Genomic DNA, 13,482 nt, shown 5'->3' with positions numbered 1-13,482 from the left:
GGACCTGCCATGACCGGATTCGCTTGGATAATCATCGCGACGATAATTCTGCCCCTCGCTTACTTCGCGTGGTCCCTGTTGACACTGGACAGAAAAGGTGTGCTGGCCGTTCAGAGTAACCTTGCCCGCGGGTTTAACCTGGCTGGAACAAAATCACCCCAAGGTGCGCCTGCCCTCTTGGGCATCTCCAGAAGACTCACGCCTTCCAGCTACGAGGCAAGACTAGACCGTTGGCTATCATTGGCAGGACGCCCTGCCTCAATGCCGCTTTCGAAATTGATCGTTGCCAAGCCACTGTTAGCACTGGCCGGTGGGGTGGCCGGAATTCTCCTTCTCAGCGACTCACCAACACCCACCAATTTCGCGCTCACAATCTTTCTTATAGTATTCTCCTATTTTGTGCCCGACCTGCTCATATACAACAAAGGTATAAAGCGCCAAGAAGCCATCGAACTCGAGTTGCCCAACACTCTTGATCAAATGCTGATTTCCGTAGAGGCAGGCTTGGGTTTTGAATCTGCCATGGCCCGGGCCGGCTCCAACGGCGAAGGTCCACTTGCACAGGAGCTAGTGCGCACCCTCCAGGACATCCAAGTGGGCCGTCCGAGGCAGGAAGCCTACGAGGCTATGGCAGCTCGGTCTTCAGTTGCGGACTTGCGTGGCTTTGTGAGGGCAGTGGTGCAGGCAGACAAGTATGGAATCGGCATCGCGAAGGTCCTTCGAGCCCAAGCCAAGGATGCCCGCGTGAAGCGTCGCCAGCGCGCCGAGGAAAAAGCAATGAAGCTGCCCGTGAAGGTTCTGTTCCCATTGATCTTTTTCATCTTCCCAGTGCTCTTCATCGTTCTGCTTGGACCCGCTGCTATCAATATCATGGAGGCACTGAGCTGAGCATTCCCTGCCGGTGATCCGGCGTCGATAGAAACGCGCTACCAGCGCCCCAAATCCGGACCCCCTCGGCACCCAGAACCGAGGGGGTCCGCTTGTGTGCCCGACGACAACGACTTCCAAGGATCACTGCAGCTTTCTCCAAGCAGATCCGCAGGGTACGCCGCATTCAGGAAGACTTCGCGCAGGATATTGCAAGGTCCGATCAACGTCGAATCAAGGGTTGCTAGCTTCGTCTCAGTGCTGGTGCAGGGCCAGCCACCCAAACTCGCTCAGGAGTACGAAATGCTTTCTCTCATCGCCACCCTTCAGACCCTCGGTTTCAGCCTCAAGGACCGCCTCAGCAACGAAAAAGGCGCCACTGCCGTTGAATACGGCATCATGGTGGGCCTCATCGCCGTCGTCATCATTATCGCCGTTAGCACTCTGGGCGGCACCCTCAACGATTTCTTCAAGTCGATCAACACTCAGCTCGCACCCAAAGTTCCGGCCTGATACAGCTCGGAAGCGGTTCAGGCAGACGCCTGAACCGCTTCCCGTGCTCTGGCGGCGTGTAATAGGCACGCGTTCAAAGCCTTATCAATTCACGAGGAAGCAGAGCAGGTGACGCAAGATTCGGAACGCGGCGCAGCCGCTGTCGAGTTCGCGATCCTGCTGCCCCTCCTGGTCATGCTGCTCTTGGGCATTATGGAATTCGGCCGCGCATACAATGCCCAGGCTTCGCTCTCAGCCGCCGCACGCGAAGGGGTCCGCGTCATGGCAATCTCCAACCTCCCGGCAGACGCTCGAACCGCTGCCAGGAACACGGCCGCGTCGCTGCAACCCGGGCTGGTGGACACCAACATCACCTTCAAGAATCTCGACACCGGCACAACCAGCTGCGCGCCGGGCAACCGCATATCCATCACCATCACCTACAACCTGTCCACCTTGACTGGAATTGCCGGTCCGTTCTCGATGGCCGGAAAGGGAGCAATGCTATGCGGCGGCTGACCCGTCGCCCGCCAGGAAACGACGGCGAGCGCGGAGCTGTGAGCCTAATCGTCGCACTACTGCTTGTCACGTTGCTTGGGTTCGGAGCCATAGCAGTGGACGTGGGAATGATGTATTCAGAACGGGCCCAGCTCCGAAATGGAGCCGACGCGGCGGCCCTGGCCATCGCACAAAAGTGCAGTCAGAACATCAACAACCTTGACTGCTCGAACACTTCTCCTCTGGCAGCAGGCCTCAACAACGGCAATGCCCTTGACGGCCTCAGCAACATAAAGTCCACCGTGCTGGACAAGGCCCAGGGCTCAGTGACCGTCACCGCGGGGGCCCAGGAAGCTGGCCATGCGCCCAACCAGGTCTCGCTCTTCTTCGCGCGGGTCCTCGGATTCAACACCGCAGAAGTGTCGGCCAGCTCCACGGCGCAATGGGGCACGCCCAAGAAGGGACCGGTTATCCTCCCATTGGCGATTGCCTACTGCAAGCTGAACATCCCCACTGGGGGAATTGCCGGCGCTGAACAGGTACTGGACCAGTCGTTCAATGGATGTGCCGGCATCCCCGGTGGATTCGGCTGGATTCAGGGGACCGGTACAAAGTGCAGCGTGACACTTACCGCAGGTGCATCCAGCGACTCGGGGGTGTGGTTCACCAGCGACACTGGCGCCAGTCCGCCGTCGGGGTGCACCGCCGCAGACTTCAGCCAGATGAACAACCAGACAGTGCTGTTGCCCCTCTATGACATTGCCACGGGAACTGGCTCCAACGGCAAGTACTTCATCAAGGGCTTCGCCGCCTTTCACGTCACCGGTTACCACTTTGCCAATATCAGCTGGACAGCAGGGCCAAAGGTCGACAACAAGACCATCAGGGGCTATTTCGTAAAGTTTGTCTCCCTGGCCCAGGCTTTCGAACTCGGCCAAACCCCTGATTACGGGACCTCAATAGTCCGGCTCACCCTCTAGCGCCACCCCACACCAGGAGTAAAAAGTGAAGTCTCGGATGCTCGCCGGAACGGCCGCAGTTGCCCTGGCGCTTGTGGGAGCACTCCTCATCGTCTTCTATGCCCAAGGCGCGGACCAGCGGGCAATTGCAACGACGCAACCCGTGGACGTCCTGGTGGTGAAGACCGCCATCCCGGCCGGCACACCAGTCGACGCCATGGCAGCTTCCTTGGTGGTCGAAAGAATCCCCGCCGCCGGAGTCTCCAAAACGGCACTCGGCAGCTTGGACAACAAGGCAGGCACCGTCAGCGCGGTAGACCTCATCCCCGGCGAACAGCTCCTCGCAGAACGCCTCGTCGCTCCGAAAGACGTCCAAGCCGAAGGTACCGTCAAACTGCCGGCAGGCTTCCAGGAAGTGTCCTTCCAGCTGGAGCCGCAGCGGATGGCCGGAGGACGCCTCGAGGTCGGCGACCATGTGGGCATCGCGATGAGCTTTAAGGAAGGCGCCTACAAGCCCAATCCTGCAGCCGAAACGACCCAAATCAGTCTCCGCAAGGTCCTGATCACTGCAGTGCAGCGCGCGCCCCAGGCAACGGCCACCAAGTCGGCAGACGGCACGGATCCGAAGAACACTTCACTGCCGGAGGGATCGCTGATGCTCACCGTCGCCGTCAACGACATCGACGCCGGCAAGATCATATTCGCGTCCGAATTCGGCACCCTGTGGCTCACCAAGGAACCCCTCGACGCACAGGACAACGGACCCCGAGTCGAGCGCAAGGATGTGGTCTACAAGTGAGCCGGTTCGTCCTCCTCTCCCCCAACTCCGACTTTGATGTAAGGCTCCGCCAGGCCGTTGCGCAGGGACTTCGCGGTTCGGTGGAGACCATCGTCTCGGACATCCTCCCCGCCGGCCCGCAGGAACTGTTCGCCCTCCTCAACCACGAGCAGCCCGAAGTCCTCATCATCGGCCCGGACGTGCCGCCGGACGATGCACTGCGGTTTGCCAAAGTCTTCGACGTCCAGGTCCCCGGCCTCAGCGTTGTGCTGGTCAGCGACGCCGATCCCATCTTCCTCCTGCACGCCATGCGGGCCGGGATCCGGGACATGCTGAGCCCCCACGCCGACGCCGCGGAAATCCGTGTCCTCCTGGAACGTGCATGCCAGACCTTCGCCACCCGCAACCGCACCTTTGACGCGCCCCCGCCCGAAAACGGCGGCACCGGACTCGTGGTCGGCGTGTTCTCCCCCAAGGGCGGCGTCGGCAAGACCACGCTCGCCACGAACATCGCCATCGGTCTCGGCCAGATTGCGCCCATGAGCGTGGTCATCGTGGACCTTGACCTGCAGTTCGGCGACGTCGCCTCCGGCCTTTATCTCCACCCAGAGCACACGGTCACCGACGCCGTGTCACCTGCCGCGGCCCAGGATTCACTGGTCCTCAAGGCCTTTCTCACGGTCCACCCGGCCGGGATCTATGCCCTGTGTGCGCCGCCCTCGCCGGTGGACGCGGACCACATCACAGCCGAGCAGATCACCCACCTGCTGGAGCAGCTGGCCCGGGAATTCCAATATGTGGTGCTGGACACCGCACCCGGTCTTCCCGAGATCGGGATTGCAGCCCTGGAACAGTGCACCGATGTGGTGTGGGTCAGCGCGATGGATATCCCCAGCCTCCGCGGCCTGCGGTCCGGCCTGGAGGTCCTCAGACAACTCGAGATCACGCCCGAGTCCCGGCACGTGGTCCTGAACATGGCCGATTCCAAGGCCGGCCTGACCGTCCAGGACGTCGAGTCCACCATCGGCGCGCCCGTGGACGTCAGCATTCCCCGGTCCCGCGCCGTGGCCCTGTCCACCAACCGGGGCATTCCCGTCCTCCAGGAATCCAAAAAGGATCCCGCCGTCAAGAGCCTCAAACAGCTGGTTGAACGTTTCAACCCTGTCTGGCGGGCGCAGGTCCAACGCAAGCTTCACCGAAGGGTGGTCATTTCGTGAAACTCTCCGAACGGATCCAATCCGTCCAAGACAGGAACCAGGGCGTCCACCCGGCGGTTGCCTTAAACCCTGCCGTCAAAGGTACGACGCCGGTACGCACCTCGGTGCCGCAGCATGCGGCGGGCACCGCTAGGGTGGAGCATTCCGCTGGAACCCAGCCTGCCGCCGTCGTACTTTCACCAGCCACTCTGCCGGAACCGCCGGCGCAGGCGCCCATTGCCCAACCGGTGGACGTCTTTGCGGCGATGAAGCTCCGGGCCGCGAGCGCCCTTTTTGAACGAATGGGCGCACGGTTCAACGACGCATCAGTTACTGAAGAGGAGCTGCGGAGCACCGCGAAGGAAGAGCTCACCAAAATCATCGACGCCGAACAGGTACCGCTTTCCGCGGACGAGCGCACCCGGCTGGTCCGCGACGTCGCCGACGACGTGCTGGGCTACGGGCCGCTGCAGCGGTTGCTGGACGATCCCGCCGTCACGGAAATCATGGTCAATCGGATGGACCAGATCTATGTGGAACGCAAGGGCAAGCTCACCCTCACGGAATCCCGGTTCAGCTCGGAAGAGCACCTGCGGAAAGTAATCGAGCGGATCGTGTCCAAGGTGGGACGCCGGATCGATGAGTCCTCGCCGCTGGTGGACGCGCGCCTCGAGGACGGCTCACGTGTCAACGCGGTCATCCCGCCCCTGGCCGTGGGCGGATCGTCACTGACCATCCGAAAGTTCAGCAAAGTACCTTTGACGGTCCGAAACCTGATCGATTTCGGCACCCTCACCCCGGAGATGGCTGAGCTCCTGGACGCCTGTGTGAAGGCCAAACTGAACATCATCGTCTCCGGCGGTACCGGCACAGGCAAGACCACGCTGCTCAATGTCCTGTCCTCCTTCCTTCCCGCTGACGAGCGGATCGTGACCATCGAGGATGCGGTGGAGTTGCAGATCCAGCAGCAGCACGTGGTCCGGCTCGAAAGCCGTCCCCCGAACACGGAAGGGAAGGGCGCGGTGACCATCCGCGAACTGCTCCGCAACTCCCTGCGTATGCGACCGGACCGCATTGTGGTGGGCGAGGTCCGCGGCGGGGAATCCCTGGACATGCTCCAGGCCATGAACACCGGCCACGACGGGTCCCTTTCCACGGTGCACTCCAACTCCCCGCGCGACGCCGTTGCCCGTTTGGAGACCCTGGTGCTGATGGCCGGCATGGACCTGCCCCTGCGGGCCATCCGCGAACAGATTGCCTCGGCCGTGAACCTTATTGTCCAGATCTCCCGACTCCGCGACGGGTCCCGCCGGATCACCCACGTCACCGAGGTCCAAGGCATGGAAGGGGACATCGTCACCCTCCAGGACGCGTTTGTTTTCGATTACTCGGCCGGTGTTGATGCCCAGGGCCGTTTCCTTGGCAAGCCCGTGGCTACCGGCATCCGGCCACGCTTCATCGACCGGTTCGAGGACCTGGGCATCCACGTCTCACCGGCCGTGTTCGCCGGTTCCCTCTCCCCGGTCACGAAATGATTCTTTACGTCGGGATCGTCGTCCTACTCGCTGCCATCGGACTCCTCGGCATCGCAGTCCTTGCCCCGGGCACTCCTGAGGTGCCGATGGACCGCCGTCGTCCGTTCGAAGCGAACCCGCCCACCACGCTGACGCGCCTCGCAGCGTCCGCCGTGGTGTCCTTCGAGCGGATGCTGGCCGGACGCAATGTCCAGCTCTTCTCCCGCGTGCAGCTTGAGAACGCAGGCCTCCGGCTGAGCCAGGCAGAGTTTTTCATCCTTGTCGCCGTGGGCGCCTGTGTGGGAATCCTCGTCGGTCTCGTGGCCGTGGGGCCGCTGATCGGGCTGCTTCTGGCGCTGCTCTCTCCGTTCGTGGGGCACCTGGTCCTCGGGTATCTCGCCGGGAAGCGCCGGGCGAGGTTTGACACCCAGCTCGGCGACACCCTGCAGCTTCTCTCCGGGGGCCTGCGTGCCGGCCACAGTATTCTTCGTGCGATTGACGCCGCCGCGGCTGAGTCGCAGAAGCCAACGTCCGAGGAGATGCGGCGTGTGATCACCGAGACCAGCCTGGGCCGCGACCTTCTGGCAGCCCTCAACGACACAGCCCTCCGGATGGAGAACGAGGACTTTGTCTGGGTTGCGCAGGCCATCCAGATCAACCGCGAAGTGGGCGGTAACCTCGCCGAGGTCCTCGACCAAGTCAACGAAACGATCCGCGAGCGCGGTGAGATCAAAGGACACATTAAAGCCCTTGCCGCCGAAGGCAAATTCTCCGCTTACATCCTCATTGCCATGCCATTCGGCATCGTGGGTATGCTGCTTGCGATCAGCCCGAACTACATGAACCCTATGTTCAGCCATCCCCTGGGCTGGGTCATGATCGGCGCGTCGTTTGTCATGATGACCATCGGCGCGCTGTGGATGCGCAAGATCATCGACCTGAAGTTCTGAGGATTTAGTGAACCCCGTGATCCTCCTCGCAACGGTGCTGGTCTGCGTTCCTGTGGGCGCCATTACCTGGTCGCTGCTGACCGCCGACCAGAAGGGCCGTGTGGCAACGGCAGAACTCCTCAGCCGCGGGGCCGCACTCAACGGCGAGGTGGCCCCGCCCAAAACGAGCCTGTTTGAGTCCATCGGACGGCGACTGACCCCGCCTTCGTATGTCGCGTTCCTGGACCGGCTGCTCTCCTTGGCGGGCCGGCCAGTATCCATGCCCCTCGGAAAAGTCCTGGGTTCCAAGCTCGCCCTTGGCGTGGCCGGCGCCGGCCTCGGCCTCTATCTGGCCGCCGTCGGCTCCACGCCCATCATGAAACTTGCCGGCCTGTTCCTTCTCTTCCTCGGCTACTTCATCCCGGACCTGCTCCTGTACAGCAAGGGCATGGAGCGGCAGAAGGCCATGCAGCTGGAACTGGCCAACACCCTGGACCAGATGCTGATTTCGGTGGAGGCCGGCCTCGGCTTCGAAGGCGCCATGGCACGCGCCGGCGAAAACGGCAAGGGCCCGCTGGCGGAGGAACTGGTCCGCACCCTGCAGGACATGCAGGTCGGCCGGAGCCGCCGCGAGTCTTACCAGGCGCTTGCCGAGCGGACCAACATTCCTGAGCTGCGGAGCTTCGTCCAGGCAGTGGTCCAAGCCGACACCTATGGCATCGCCATCAGCCGGGTTTTGCGGATCCAGGCCAAGGTCATGCGGGTCAAACGCCGCCAGCGGGCTGAGGAAAAGGCCATGAAACTGCCCGTGATGATTCTTTTCCCCCTCTTGTTCTTCATCTTTCCCGTGCTTTTCATTGCAATTCTTGGTCCCGCGGTTATCAACACGATTGTCACGTTCAGCGGCCAGTGACTGCGGATCAAGTAGGGCAAGGATGACTCAAGGTTTCCACAGGATCCATTGAAGATGGATCCTCATCCATTTACAGGAAGTAGCCTTGGAGCATGGACAGCCCCCCATTCACCTCCAGCAGCGGGGGTGTTCCCGTCAGCCCTGCGGCTCAGGGATCCGCTGCGGACGTGAATGGTGGCGCGCATCCAGCCGTGCCGACGTCGGCCGGGGAACTCAACCAGTGGGTTGAACTCGAAGTCCTCACCGAGCTGGAGGCCGAACTGGACGCCCCCGAACTTGCCCGTGGATTCGCCCGCGACTATGCCGCCATGTGGGACCAGCGCTTCAGACGCCTGGCCGCAGCCGTCCAGGCCCACGACCGCAAGGCCGCCCTGGACGCCGTCATCAGCCTGCGGATCGCCTCCGCAATGGTGGGGGGAATCCGGCTCGCCTCGCTGGCTCAATCACTGGAGGACACTATCCGCAGGGACGACTTCGTCCAGGGGCAGGACCTTCTGGCAGGTGTGGCCGAGCACGGGGTCAGTACCGTCTCAGAGCTCCAAGCCAACTACATCCCGAAAAACTAGCAGCGATCAGCCTTGGCCCGGCCAGGCCGGGACGTCCGTCCGCTCCGGGGCCAGCCGGTAGCCGACTCCCCGCACGGTCTGCAGCCAACGCGGTGAATGGGGATCTTCCCTGAGCTTGCGCCGAAGATTCCCGATGTGCACTTCCACGGCCCGCTCATCAGCCTCGCTGATATACGCGTCGGGCTCGTAGAGATCCCCGCGGACCGCACGGACCAGTTCTGATCGTGTACACACGGCCCCCTCGCCCCGAAGCAGGGTATTCAGCAGGTCGAACTCGCTGCGGGTAAGTCCAAGGGGCGCCTCGCCAACCATCACGGTGCGCGTCCGGTAGTTCAGAACCAGTCCGTTGTGCCGCAGGACTCCCGCCGGGACCGACGATGACTCCCCGGAAGGGGCATGGACCAAGGACGTGCCGAACGGTGCCGGTGCCGCCGGAGCCGCAGCCCAGGATCGCGGAGTTTGCTGCGGCCGGTGGATCTCCTGGCGGGGCCGGCGCATCATAGCTGCCACCCTCGCCCTGAGCTCGCGCGGCCGGAAAGGCTTCGCAATGTAGTCGTCCGCGCCGGCATTCAGGGCCGAAAGCAGGTCCGGCTCCTCCGTCCTGCCGGTCAGCATCACCACGTAGGCGTCACTGAAATTCCTGATCCGCCGGAGGACCTCGAAGCCGTCAATGTCCGGTAAGCCGATGTCCAGCGTGACCACGTGGGCCATGTTGTTCCGGACCGCCTCCACGCCGTCCCGTCCGTCGACGGCGGTATGGACCTCAAATCCCGCCTGGCGCAGCACTCCCTCCAGGAGATTGCGTATGTCCGCATCGTCTTCGATTACTACTGCTACCCCAAGATCTTCCATTGCTATCCCTGATGCCAGGTGGAAAAGGCCCCCATCAGCCCAGCGCCAATCCCTTATCCACTCCAACTCTCTATACCGTACAAGCATGAACAGCAGATGACACGCCCGTCCGTGTTTACTTTTGAAAAGTCAATTATTATGACATCACAGGCATATTAGGATTCATAAGATTGGTTGAGGCCGTCTTCAGAAGAGCGGCTGTCGATTTCATTGGTGACGGATGGGGACCGTCGGAAAAACGGAGATCCCCATGGCTGTTCGCCCCTCGCCGCGAGGAGTTGCCCTGTTCTTCAGGAAGCTCGGCCGCCGCACCCAGGTAGCACTGTGCCAGCTTCCGCTGTCCCTGCTTGTCAGCTTCCTCGGCTTGGCCACACCGTTCACCTGGCCGTCCCTCCTCAGCAGTCCCGCCTACGTGGCCGGACTTGGCCTTCATCTCGTCCTGTTCGCGGCCTGCTTTATGACTCCCTGGGAAAGGCTTCCTGCCAGTACCTACCTGAGCATCCCGGTGCTTGACCTGTTGGCAATTGGGCTACTGCGAAACGGCGCCGCACCCCATCTGCCGGGGCTGGCCATCCTGGTGGTCTTTCCAATCATCTGGCTGGCTGCCTCGGGCATGCTGGTCCGCACCACCCTCGCGCTCAGCGCCGTCGGGCCGTTCCTGATCATGCTCCCCTCAGCCGCGGGCAGTCTCCCCCACCTCACAGCGTCAGACATCACGGCTCTGGTTCTTTTCCCGCTGATGATGCTGGCCGTTGCGCTGGCCATCCGCTTCGCCAGCGTCAATATGCGGGTGCAGCACCGCGAGTTGCTTGCTATGGGTGACGAATTGCGGGAGCTGCTATCGGTAAGCCGGGAACGCGAGAAACTCCTCACCACCATCCTGGACGCGACCGACGTCGCCGTTGCCGCCGTCGACAGCTCAGGCCGTTACCTGGTTACGAATAACCGTCAGCGCATCTTCCGGCAGGCCACTGGCGTTGCCGATGAGATGCCGGGCCAGGGGCACCAGCTCATCTTCGGGCAGGACAGGCAGACCCTGCTGCCGCCCGGCAAACGGCCCATTAACAGGGCCATCGCCGGAGAATCCTTTGCCGACTACCTGGTCTGGGCCGGGGAGGATCCGGTCCAGCGTGCCTACTCCACTGCCGCACGGCCGTTGACGAGCGAGAACGGGCACCTGAACGGTGCGGTAGTGGTGTACAGCGACGTGACCGGCTGGGTGGAGGCGCTGGCCGCCCACGAGGAGCTGATATCCAACGTCTCCCACGAGTTCAGGACGCCGTTGAACTCCATCCTAGGCAATGTGGACCTCGTCCTCGAGGATGCCGCCGAACTGTCCTCGATCACGGCCCAGCGGCTCACCGTGGTGCAACGGAATTCCGAACGGCTGCTGGCCCTGCTGGCCGACCTGTCGGCCACCGCCTCGGCAGCCCTGAAAGTCCACCCCAAACGCACCGACCTTGCCAGCCTCGTGGAAAGCAGCCTCAGCTCCGCCCGGGCCGAGGCAGACCGATCCGGGGTCCGGCTCGCGGCGCACATCCCGTCACCTCTCTGGGCGTACGCGGATCCGCTGCGGATCGGGCAGGCACTGGACAACCTGGTGTCCAACGCCATCAAGTACTCCCCCGACGGCGGCGTGGTGGACATCAGCGCGGGCGCCGGCGGGGACTGGGTGGAACTTAGCGTCCGCGATACCGGAATGGGAATGAGCACGGACGACGCCGCCAGGGTTTTCCGCCGCTACTACCGCACCGACTCCGCCCGGGAGGCAGCCATCCCGGGAGCGGGACTGGGCCTGTCCATCACCAAGATGATCGTGGAACGCCACGGAGGCAAGGTGGCGTGCACCAGCGATCGGGGTAAGGGCAGCACCTTCACGGTGACGCTGCCGGCGGACGGGCCGCCGCCGTCGTTCTAGCGTCGGTTGCTCCGTAACGGCCCTTTTGAAGCCCCAAAAGGGCCGTTACGGAGCAATGGATGGGCGCGAACGTTAGTGCTTCCGCACGGCGCGCGTCAGCTCGGCGCGCGCCAGCATCTCGTCGTCGGACGGGTAGGCCACTTCCTCCAGGACGAGGGGGTGCGGCGCGGCGAGGACCGACTTGGCGTCCCGCTTCCTGGCCACGAGCCGGTCATGCAGCCAGCCCGGTTCCTCCACGCCCTCACCCACGAACAGGGCCGAGCCCACCAGGGAACGGACCATGTTGTGGCAGAACGCGTCGGCCTGGACGGTGGCCACAATAACCCCGTCTTCGCTGCGGTGAAACTCGAAACGCTGCAGCTCACGGATGGTGGTGGCGCCTTCCCGCGGCTTGCAGTAGGAGAGGAAGTTCTGCAGCCCGAGCAGCTGGGATGCCCCCTCGTTCAGCAGGTCAACGTCCAGCGGGTTCTTGTGCCACAGCGTGAAGTAGCGTTCCAGCGGGTCCCACAGGGCAGGGCCGTCGGCGATCCGGTAGCTGTAGCGGCGCCACAGGGCTGAGAACCGGGCGTCGAAGCCGACCGGCGCCAAGGACACCTGATGGACCTCGATAGCCCCGGACAGGTCGCCCAGGCCACGGCTCAGCGCCCCCCGGATCCGACGCAAAAGCGCGACGGCGGGATCCAGTTCGTGCCCCCGCGGCAGCCGCAGCCACTCAGCTTCGGTCAGGTCAAGGTGGACCACCTGGCCCCGGGCGTGCACGCCCGCATCGGTGCGGCCTGCCACGGTGACCCGGATGGGACGCCGGACCAGCAGAGCCAGCGCCTCCTCCAGAATTCCCTGGATGGTGCGCAGGCCAGGCTGCAGTGCCCACCCGCTGAAAGGACCGCCGTCGTACGATAAATCAAGCCGGACACGCAAAAACCCGCCGCCCCCCAAAACGGGGGCCGCGGGTTTTTGGTTGTTCATAGAACTAAGTCTATGCGAAGAAAATCAGCGAATTACTTCGCGTCCTTTTCCTCGGCGGCGGGAGCAGCTTCCTCAGCGGCCGGAGCCTCTTCGGTTGCAGCGTCCTCGGCCGGAGCCTCGGCAGCTTCAGCCTCTACAGCTTCGGTCTCAACAACCTCAGCCTCGGGAGCTTCTTCAGCGGCCGGAGCGGCAGCAGCAGCTTCCTTCTTGTCTGCATCGCGCTTGGCGGCGGAGGTAGCCTCGGCTACAACGGCCTGCTTAGCGGAAACCGGCTCGAGAACCAGTTCGATGACAGCCATGGGAGCGTTGTCGCCCTTGCGGTTGCCGATCTTGGTGATGCGGGTGTAGCCGCCTTCGCGGTTCTCCACTGCCTGTGCAATGTCGGTGAACAGCTCGTGGACGATGCCCTTGTTGCTGATCAGGCCGAGTACACGGCGGCGGGAAGCCAGGTCGCCGCGCTTGGCGAAAGTCACCAGACGCTCGGCGTACGGCTTCAGTCGCTTGGCTTTGGTCACCGTGGTGGTGATCCGCTTGTGCTCGAACAGTGCTGCGGACAGGTTCGCGAGCATAAGACGCTCGTGAGCCGCTCCGCCTCCGAGGCGCGGACCCTTAGCGGGGGTAGGCATTATAGTTTCTCCTCATATGGAAGCCGGCGGTGGGCACACCATGGTGCCCGCCGGCCAAGATCTGTTTTAGAGTTCGTCGTCGCCGAAAGCGGCGTCGTCCTCTTCAATTGCTGCGGCGCGTGCTGCGAGGTCAAAACCGGGAGGCGAGTCCTTGAGGGACAGGCCCAGTTCAACCAGCTTTGCCTTGACCTCGTCAATGGACTTCGCACCGAAGTTACGGATGTCCATGAGGTCAGCCTCGGAGCGTGCAACGAGTTCACCCACGGTGTGGATGCCCTCACGCTTGAGGCAGTTGTAGGAACGGACGGTGAGGTCCAGATCCTCGATCGGCAGTGCCATGTCTGCTGCCAGGGCAGCGTCCGTCGGCGACGGGCCAATCTCGATACCTTCAGCTGCGGTGTTCAGCTC

The 13,482-nt window shown here is 63.0% G+C and carries 15 protein-coding genes; 11 read left to right on the top strand and 4 right to left on the bottom strand.

The genetic code is table 11. The features are described from left to right. Positions 1–9 precede the first annotated feature (9 nt). The 10 genes from AC1DIM_RS05820 (at position 10) to AC1DIM_RS05775 (ending at position 8,712) form a co-directional block, all read left to right on the top strand. Entirely contained in the window at positions 10–888 is an 879-nt protein-coding gene (locus tag AC1DIM_RS05820; RefSeq protein ID WP_477709557.1) for a type II secretion system F family protein, read from the top strand. 282 nt (positions 889–1,170) lie between these two features. Beyond that, positions 1,171–1,380: a Flp family type IVb pilin gene (locus AC1DIM_RS05815; protein ID WP_477709556.1), complete on the top strand. Its 210-nt coding sequence runs from the start codon at positions 1,171–1,173 to the stop codon at positions 1,378–1,380. 108 nt (positions 1,381–1,488) lie between these two features. Then, positions 1,489–1,878 carry a TadE/TadG family type IV pilus assembly protein gene (locus tag AC1DIM_RS05810; RefSeq protein WP_477709555.1) on the top strand — a complete coding sequence of 130 codons (390 nt, stop codon included), beginning with the start codon at positions 1,489–1,491 and terminating at the stop codon, positions 1,876–1,878. A 38-nt stretch (positions 1,879–1,916) separates the two neighbouring features. After that, on the top strand, positions 1,917–2,837 hold the full coding sequence (locus AC1DIM_RS05805) for a pilus assembly protein TadG-related protein (RefSeq protein ID WP_477709554.1): 921 nt from the start codon (positions 1,917–1,919) through the stop codon (positions 2,835–2,837). Between the two features lie 25 nt (positions 2,838–2,862). Beyond that, complete coding sequence (gene cpaB / locus AC1DIM_RS05800) at positions 2,863–3,615, top strand: Flp pilus assembly protein CpaB (protein WP_477709553.1); 753 nt, start codon at positions 2,863–2,865, stop codon at positions 3,613–3,615. After that, a complete protein-coding gene (locus AC1DIM_RS05795; RefSeq protein WP_477709552.1) occupies positions 3,612–4,811 on the top strand; it encodes a CpaE/TadZ family protein in 1,200 nt (399 codons plus the stop codon). Before cpaB ends, AC1DIM_RS05795 begins: the two co-directional genes overlap by 4 nt. A 245-nt stretch (positions 4,812–5,056) precedes the next feature. Continuing rightward, positions 5,057–6,325 (top strand): CpaF family protein, encoded by a 1,269-nt coding sequence (locus AC1DIM_RS05790; protein WP_477709782.1) that lies wholly within the window; start codon positions 5,057–5,059, stop codon positions 6,323–6,325. Then, positions 6,322–7,254 (top strand): type II secretion system F family protein, encoded by a 933-nt coding sequence (locus AC1DIM_RS05785; RefSeq protein ID WP_477709551.1) that lies wholly within the window; start codon positions 6,322–6,324, stop codon positions 7,252–7,254. Before AC1DIM_RS05790 ends, AC1DIM_RS05785 begins: the two co-directional genes overlap by 4 nt. A gap of 7 nt (positions 7,255–7,261) precedes the next feature. Continuing rightward, positions 7,262–8,146 (top strand): type II secretion system F family protein, encoded by an 885-nt coding sequence (locus AC1DIM_RS05780; RefSeq protein WP_477709550.1) that lies wholly within the window; start codon positions 7,262–7,264, stop codon positions 8,144–8,146. A 92-nt stretch (positions 8,147–8,238) separates the two neighbouring features. Further along, the gene (locus tag AC1DIM_RS05775) at positions 8,239–8,712 is read left to right on the top strand and encodes an Hpt domain-containing protein (protein ID WP_477709549.1); all 474 of its coding nucleotides are present in this window, start codon (positions 8,239–8,241) and stop codon (positions 8,710–8,712) included. 6 nt (positions 8,713–8,718) lie between these two features. Here AC1DIM_RS05775 and AC1DIM_RS05770 read toward each other — a convergent pair whose 3' ends face one another. Continuing rightward, positions 8,719–9,564, bottom strand: coding sequence for a response regulator transcription factor (locus AC1DIM_RS05770; protein WP_477709548.1), 846 nt, complete (start codon positions 9,562–9,564; stop codon positions 8,719–8,721). A 250-nt stretch (positions 9,565–9,814) separates the two neighbouring features. Here AC1DIM_RS05770 and AC1DIM_RS05765 point away from each other — a divergent pair, with 250 nt between their 5' ends. Next, the gene (locus AC1DIM_RS05765; RefSeq protein WP_477709547.1) at positions 9,815–11,482 is read left to right on the top strand and encodes a sensor histidine kinase; all 1,668 of its coding nucleotides are present in this window, start codon (positions 9,815–9,817) and stop codon (positions 11,480–11,482) included. Positions 11,483–11,554: 72 nt separating this feature from the next. Here AC1DIM_RS05765 and AC1DIM_RS05760 read toward each other — a convergent pair whose 3' ends face one another. The 3 genes from AC1DIM_RS05760 to AC1DIM_RS05750 all read right to left on the bottom strand — a co-directional run. Then, on the bottom strand, positions 11,555–12,448 hold the full coding sequence (locus tag AC1DIM_RS05760) for a tRNA pseudouridine synthase A (RefSeq protein ID WP_477709546.1): 894 nt from the start codon (positions 12,446–12,448) through the stop codon (positions 11,555–11,557). A gap of 32 nt (positions 12,449–12,480) precedes the next feature. Beyond that, the gene (rplQ, locus tag AC1DIM_RS05755) at positions 12,481–13,074 is read right to left on the bottom strand and encodes a 50S ribosomal protein L17 (protein ID WP_477709545.1); all 594 of its coding nucleotides are present in this window, start codon (positions 13,072–13,074) and stop codon (positions 12,481–12,483) included. Between the two features lie 66 nt (positions 13,075–13,140). After that, positions 13,141–13,482 (bottom strand): DNA-directed RNA polymerase subunit alpha C-terminal domain-containing protein (locus AC1DIM_RS05750; RefSeq protein WP_477709544.1); only part of this gene is annotated, 342 nt, incomplete at its 5' end.

Source organism: Pseudarthrobacter sp. 01T43 (assembly GCF_056398665.1).
Note: the sequence above shows the minus strand (reverse complement) of the source record. Positions and strands in the feature narration are given on the sequence as shown.

What these genes read in the sequence shown, in the direction of transcription:
- AC1DIM_RS05820 (WP_477709557.1), top strand. Translation starts at nt 10, where the DNA reads ATGACCGGATTCGCTTGGATAATCATCGCGACGATAATTCTGCCCCTC.
- AC1DIM_RS05815 (WP_477709556.1), top strand. Translation starts at nt 1,171, where the DNA reads ATGCTTTCTCTCATCGCCACCCTTCAGACCCTCGGTTTCAGCCTCAAG.
- AC1DIM_RS05790 (WP_477709782.1), top strand. Translation starts at nt 5,057, where the DNA reads ATGAAGCTCCGGGCCGCGAGCGCCCTTTTTGAACGAATGGGCGCACGG.
- AC1DIM_RS05785 (WP_477709551.1), top strand. Translation starts at nt 6,322, where the DNA reads ATGATTCTTTACGTCGGGATCGTCGTCCTACTCGCTGCCATCGGACTC.
- AC1DIM_RS05775 (WP_477709549.1), top strand. Translation starts at nt 8,239, where the DNA reads ATGGACAGCCCCCCATTCACCTCCAGCAGCGGGGGTGTTCCCGTCAGC.
- AC1DIM_RS05770 (WP_477709548.1), bottom strand. Translation starts at nt 9,564, where the DNA reads ATGGAAGATCTTGGGGTAGCAGTAGTAATCGAAGACGATGCGGACATA.
- AC1DIM_RS05765 (WP_477709547.1), top strand. Translation starts at nt 9,815, where the DNA reads ATGGCTGTTCGCCCCTCGCCGCGAGGAGTTGCCCTGTTCTTCAGGAAG.
- AC1DIM_RS05760 (WP_477709546.1), bottom strand. Translation starts at nt 12,448, where the DNA reads ATGAACAACCAAAAACCCGCGGCCCCCGTTTTGGGGGGCGGCGGGTTT.
- rplQ (WP_477709545.1), bottom strand. Translation starts at nt 13,074, where the DNA reads ATGCCTACCCCCGCTAAGGGTCCGCGCCTCGGAGGCGGAGCGGCTCAC.